This window comes from Bacillus sp. JJ1503 (genome assembly GCF_036965125.1).
Lineage (GTDB): Bacteria > Bacillota > Bacilli > Bacillales > Cytobacillaceae > Cytobacillus.
This window is the reverse complement of sequence record NZ_JBALOZ010000236.1, coordinates 483-6,085: the sequence shown is the minus strand read 5'-3', so window position 1 is coordinate 6,085 and position 5,603 is coordinate 483. Positions and strand designations below refer to the sequence as shown.

The window sequence follows — 5,603 nt, the reverse complement described above, 5'->3', positions numbered from 1 at the left end:
AAAAAATCCATCCCCAGTCATCAGAATCCAGCCTTGCTTCTAAGTTTGCTAAAAAACATAGAAGGGGCATGTCCTAGATGCAGTTCTTTACCCGATTTAGGACATGCCCGGCTATTTGAACAGGCCTTACTATTTAATAATCTGCAGTTCTTTCGGGAATCTCGTTAAAATTTCTACGCCGTTAGCTGTTACATAAATATCATCTTCAATTCTAACCCCGGCAACATCAGGAACATAGATGCCAGGCTCAATTGTATAAACCATTCCTTCTTCTAGCAGGAGCGGATTTGTCTCAGTTAAGGAAGGATATTCATGCACGCTAATCCCAAGTCCATGGCCTAATCGATGAGGAAAATATTCGCCGTAGCCAGCATCAGCAATAATCTTTCTTGCTGTTAAATCAACTTCGGAGCATGAAACACCGGGCTTACTTGCTTCAACTGCGGCCAGCTGTGCCTTTAAAACTGTATCATAAATCTCTCTTTGCTTATCATTAATATCTCCGTAGGCAACTGTTCTAGTAATGTCTGAACAATAGCCATCCACAACTACCCCTAGATCGAAAAGAACGAAATCTCCATTTTTAATTTTCGTCAATCCTGGTGTTCCATGAGGAGATGCTGCATTTATTCCAGTAAGAACCATCGTAGAGAACGACATTTCTGTAACGCCTTTTTTCTTCAAGGCAAATTCAACAGCTGCAATGATCTCTAATTCTGATTTCCCTTCTTTTATTTCAGCACATCCTACTTCAACAGCATAATCTGCCAATGCACAAGCTTCGCGAATAATGCTTAGCTCTTTTTCATCCTTTACCATCCGAAGCTTTCTTAACTTTTCCTCCGCCGAAATAAATCTTGCCCCATTAAACAATTGAGTAAGAATTTCAAAGCGTTCAACATTCATATGTTCTTTTTCTATCGCGATGTGATCAACGGATTTCAAACGGCCGAAGATTGATTTATGTATCATTTCCCATGGATTTTCGATATCACTGTAAGAAATAATCTCATTGTTCCAGCCTGCATTTTTTGCATCCGTTTTATCCAATGCAGGGCAAACGAGAAAAGGCTCTTCTTCTTGAAAAACGGCTAAGCCTAGAAGGCGTTCATGAGGATCACTTAAGAAACCACTAAAATAAAAAACATTTTCAGGTGACGTCACAAAGCAAACTTGTACATTATTTTCTTTCATCCAGCTGGATAATTTCTGTAATCTGCTATTCATCATTACCCTCCTTGTAATTAAAGCTCTTCGCTAATATTAAAAGATTAGCAACTAAATGGAGAAAAGTAAACTTTTAGAAAAGTGTAAAATAGGGTAGTGTATAGAAAGCAGGAAAACAAAAACTTCCGTTGAATCAATTACATAGCGTAAAAGTAGAAAGGGGAAGAGAAATGAAAGTATCATTTCATGGTCATTCTGTTCTGAAAATAGAGTCACAAGGGAAAACAATTTTAATAGATCCGTTTATTACTGGAAACGAATTAACAGATTTAAAGGTGGATGAAGTTAAACCTGATGTTATTGTTGTGACCCATGGACATGGGGACCACCTGGGAGATACCGTTGAATTGGCTAAAAGGCATAATGCTCTCGTTATTGCCAATTTTGAGCTTGCAACCTATTTAAGCTGGCAAGGTGTGAATACTCACGCAATGAGTATAGGTGGTGCTTATCAGTTTGATTTTGGAAAGGTAAAATTGACACCTGCTTTTCACGGAACTGGACTAGAGACAGAAAACAATGAAATCATTTATTTAGGCATGCCAGCGGGAGTGCTGATCACTATTGAAAATAAAACGATTTATCACGCAGGCGATACAGGTCTATTCTCCGATATGAAATTAATCGGTGACCGGCATCCGATTGATCTTGCATTTTTACCAATTGGAGATAATTTTACAATGGGGCCAGAGGACGCAGCCTATGCGGCGGGCTTGTTGAGTGCTAAGAAAGTAGTACCGATACATTATAATACGTTCCCGCCAATCAGACAGGATCCACAAAAATTTGCAGAAATGCTTGAACCAGGTGTTGTTCAAGTACTTCAGGTGGGAGATTCTATTCAATTATAAAATTGCAGTGCAGCTGATTTAAGCTGCGCTGTTTTTTTTCGTAGTTTTTCTTGATGTATTTCATTATATCCCCCTTCAAAGCAAAAGAAATCCATACATTTTCCAAGCATGTCCGCATACATATAAATGAAGAAGCATCATTAGGAGGAAAAAGGAATGAAAAAAAATCGATATTTATTATGTTTGCTTGTTTGTGGCTTTCTTCTTTATTTTGCAGTTCCAAGACTTAACATTTTCGGCGAAGGTTTGGAAGGAATATTTGCCATTAGCTGGCTAGCCTTCGCACTTATTGTCATTGCTGGAAATTTAACTTCATTGCTATACTCACCTAAGAAATCTGTACCAAGTACTAGCATACAAGTCCAAGAAAGAAAGAGATCAAGAGCTATTAATCGCTAATATTAAAATATTTAGGACGTTCATCACATCGAATTGAAATAAAGGCGTTTCTAACCTTATAATGAAGATATAGGAATTATTGAAAAAGGGTGAACGTCTTGGCTACAAAACATGAACAAATTTTGCAATATATCGATGAATTGCCTGTCGGAGAGAAAATATCAGTTAGACAAATCGCCAAGGCACTGAGCGTCAGCGAAGGGACAGCTTACCGGGCTATTAAGGATGCAGAGAACAAAGGTTATGTCAGTACGATTGAACGGGTTGGTACGATTCGGATAGAGCGGAAGAAGAAAGAAAATATTGAAAAGCTAACTTTTGCCGAGGTTGTTAATATTGTTGATGGCCAGGTTTTAGGCGGAAGAGATGGTTTGCATAAAACATTGAGTAAATTTGTAATCGGGGCCATGAAACTAGAGGCCGTGATGCGGTACACTGACGCAGGCAGCTTGCTCATTGTCGGAAATCGAACGCAAATACATGAATCTGCACTTAAGGCAGGTGCAGCTGTACTTATTACTGGCGGTTTTGATACAGAGGAAAGTGTAAAAAAACTCGCTGATCAATTGCAGATGCCTATTATTTCAAGCAGCTATGATACATTTACTGTAGCAACGATGATCAACCGGGCTATTTATGATCAGCTGATTAAAAAGGAGATTGTCCTTGTAGAGGATATATTAACTCCTCTTGAAAAAACGGTATACGTCAAACCAACTGATAAAGTTTCAGATTGGCTTCAATTTAATAAAGAAACAAATCATGGACGGTTCCCGGTAGTCGATAAAAATTTAAAGGTAATTGGTATGGTTACATCTAAGGATATTATGGGGCATGATCCCGATACACAAATTGATAAGCTAATGACCAAGAATCCAATGACTGTCGGGAAACAAACAAGTGTTGCTTCCTCTTCGCACATGATGGTTTGGGAAGGAATTGAGGTCCTCCCGGTTGTAGATGATTCGAATAGGCTTGAAGGAATCATAACCAGACAGGATGTGTTAAAGGCACTGCAAATGATTCAGCGTCAGCCCCAAGTCGGTGAAACGATTGATGATATTGTGACCAATCAACTTGTGCTAATGAGGGGGAAGACAAAAGGGGAAGATGTGTACCGCTGTGAGGTTACGCCACAGATGACCAATCATCTTGGTACCATTTCTTATGGAGTATTTACAACAATCGTTTCAGAAGCCGCCAATCGAGTGCTGCGAAATTATAAAAAAGGTGACTTAGTTGTCGAGAATATGACCATTTATTTCCTTAAACCCGTACAAATTGAGAGTATGCTAGAGGTTTATCCACGTGTACTAGAAGTAGGACGGAAATTCGGGAAAGTTGATGTAGAGGTCTACAATGAAGGTGTTCTCGTTGGCAAGGCTATGATGATGTGTCAATTGATTGAGAGATAAGAAAAGCGGAAGTACTTTGGCACTAAAGCTAGACAAAGATAAAAGCCGTTCCATAAAGGAGCGGCTTTAAAAAATTATTATTCTTTTGCTTCATTTGCCGCAATCGGTAAATAATATTTATAGGCTTTAAGGCCGGCGAAAATAGTAAAGGCTCCTAATAGAAAAAAGATTCCACCGATAATATAAGTAGCTGTATTTCCATTTAGAAAAAACTGGTTTAAGCCATATAATCCGATAAAAACACCTAAAGCCATACTTGATTTAGAAGAAATCCACTTTTTTTCAGCTGGTTTCTTGCAGCGAACAAATTTTACTTTGTAATATAGATAAAATGAAAGTGCGATTGTAATTAAAATAACTAATACTGGCATGATTAACTTAACCTCCATTTTTCATTACTCTGAGGCTATTTTAACTTTTTATCTAAAAAAATGCCATAGCATGCTCTTTTTTCTTTTCATATGGAGTAAAATAAAAATTTATTTGATCATAAAGGAGAAAACCATGAAAGAGAAAATATTAAACATCATAAAAGAATATGAAACCATCATTATCCATAGGCATGTTCGTCCAGATCCAGACGCATATGGATCTCAGGGAGGCCTAGCCGAGATTCTTAAAGCCTCTTTTCCCGAAAAGACAATTTATACCGTTGGAAAGGAAGAAGAAACGCTTTACTATTTGCGCAGACTGGATAAAATCCCAAATGATGCATATGAAGGGGCCTTAGTCATTGTTTGTGACACAGCGAATGCCGAACGGATTTGTGATGAAAGGTACCATTTAGGGGATAAATTAATAAAAATTGACCATCATCCAAATGTTGACCCATATGGGGACATGATGTGGATTGATACAGATGCTAGCTCTGTCAGTGAAATGATTTATGAATTTTATCTTTTTGGCAAGGATAAGGGCTTGAAAATGTCGGATGAAGCAGCTAGATTAATATTCGCGGGAATTGTAGGAGATACAGGGCGGTTTCTTTTCCCAAGCACATCTGATAAAACTTTTGCCTATGCTGGTGAACTTATTCACTATAATTTCTCACGGCCAGAGCTGTTTGATAAAATGTATGAACTATCGCCAAACGTTGTGAAGTTAAATGGATTTGTCCTGCAAAACTTTGAAGTGAAAAAACATGGCGCTGTATCAATGGTTCTAAAAAAAGAATTATTAGAAGAATTTCAAGTAAAGGCATCAGAGGCTTCCCTTCTAGTAGGAGCCCTTGGTCACATTAAAGGCATTAAAGCATGGGTGTTCTTTATCGAGGAAGAGGATCAGATTAGAGTTCGTCTTCGTTCTAAAGGTCCAATCATAAATGAAATTGCCAGAAAATACAATGGCGGCGGACATCCGCTTGCCGCGGGAGCATCCATCTATTCATGGGACGATAAGGATGTCGTCATCAAGGACTTAGAAGAAGCTTGTATGGGCTAGAAGGCTGATCGAAATAAAAGAGTCGGGCCCCTCATTTTTTGCAGCAGGGCCTGACTCTTGATATGGTTATTTACAGTAATAACTTTATTAATCCAATTTAATATCTACTTTAATTGATAAGGTTGTATAGATTACCATTTTTCTAATTTCAACACGATAACGCTTTTCATTCACTTTAAAAACCTTATTCTCAATCATTTTTTCGATTAAATCACTACTTTTATTAATAGTTTCAATATCCTTTGCCTTCATCATTTTAATATCTTCTTTT

6 protein-coding genes and 1 pseudogene are annotated in these 5,603 nt (G+C 37.9%); 4 read left to right on the top strand and 3 right to left on the bottom strand.

The window, feature by feature from the left end; all coding sequences use genetic code 11:
• Nucleotides 1-129: 129 nt before the first annotated feature.
• Entirely contained in the window at nt 130-1,227 is a 1,098-nt protein-coding gene (locus tag V7149_RS17695; RefSeq protein ID WP_335346925.1) for a M24 family metallopeptidase, read from the bottom strand.
• Between the two features lie 170 nt (nt 1,228-1,397).
• Here V7149_RS17695 and V7149_RS17690 point away from each other — a divergent pair, with 170 nt between their 5' ends.
• The 3 genes from V7149_RS17690 (at nt 1,398) to V7149_RS17680 (ending at nt 3,892) form a co-directional block, all read left to right on the top strand.
• Entirely contained in the window at nt 1,398-2,078 is a 681-nt protein-coding gene (locus V7149_RS17690; protein ID WP_335346924.1) for a metal-dependent hydrolase, read from the top strand.
• A 156-nt stretch (nt 2,079-2,234) separates the two neighbouring features.
• Complete coding sequence (locus tag V7149_RS17685; RefSeq protein WP_335346923.1) at nt 2,235-2,477, top strand: hypothetical protein; 243 nt, start codon at nt 2,235-2,237, stop codon at nt 2,475-2,477.
• Nucleotides 2,478-2,575: 98 nt separating this feature from the next.
• A complete protein-coding gene (locus V7149_RS17680) occupies nt 2,576-3,892 on the top strand; it encodes a CBS domain-containing protein (RefSeq protein ID WP_335346922.1) in 1,317 nt (438 codons plus the stop codon).
• Between the two features lie 77 nt (nt 3,893-3,969).
• On the opposite strand, the gene V7149_RS17675 is transcribed toward V7149_RS17680, so the two are convergent.
• Nucleotides 3,970-4,263: a YtpI family protein gene (locus tag V7149_RS17675; protein ID WP_335346921.1), complete on the bottom strand. Its 294-nt coding sequence runs from the start codon at nt 4,261-4,263 to the stop codon at nt 3,970-3,972.
• A gap of 133 nt (nt 4,264-4,396) precedes the next feature.
• Here V7149_RS17675 and V7149_RS17670 point away from each other — a divergent pair, with 133 nt between their 5' ends.
• The gene (locus tag V7149_RS17670; protein WP_335346920.1) at nt 4,397-5,332 is read left to right on the top strand and encodes a DHH family phosphoesterase; all 936 of its coding nucleotides are present in this window, start codon (nt 4,397-4,399) and stop codon (nt 5,330-5,332) included.
• Nucleotides 5,333-5,419: 87 nt separating this feature from the next.
• On the opposite strand, the pseudogene V7149_RS17665 reads toward V7149_RS17670, so the two are convergent.
• Nucleotides 5,420-5,603: pseudogene (locus V7149_RS17665) on the bottom strand (sporulation membrane protein YtrI); the annotation flags it as partial.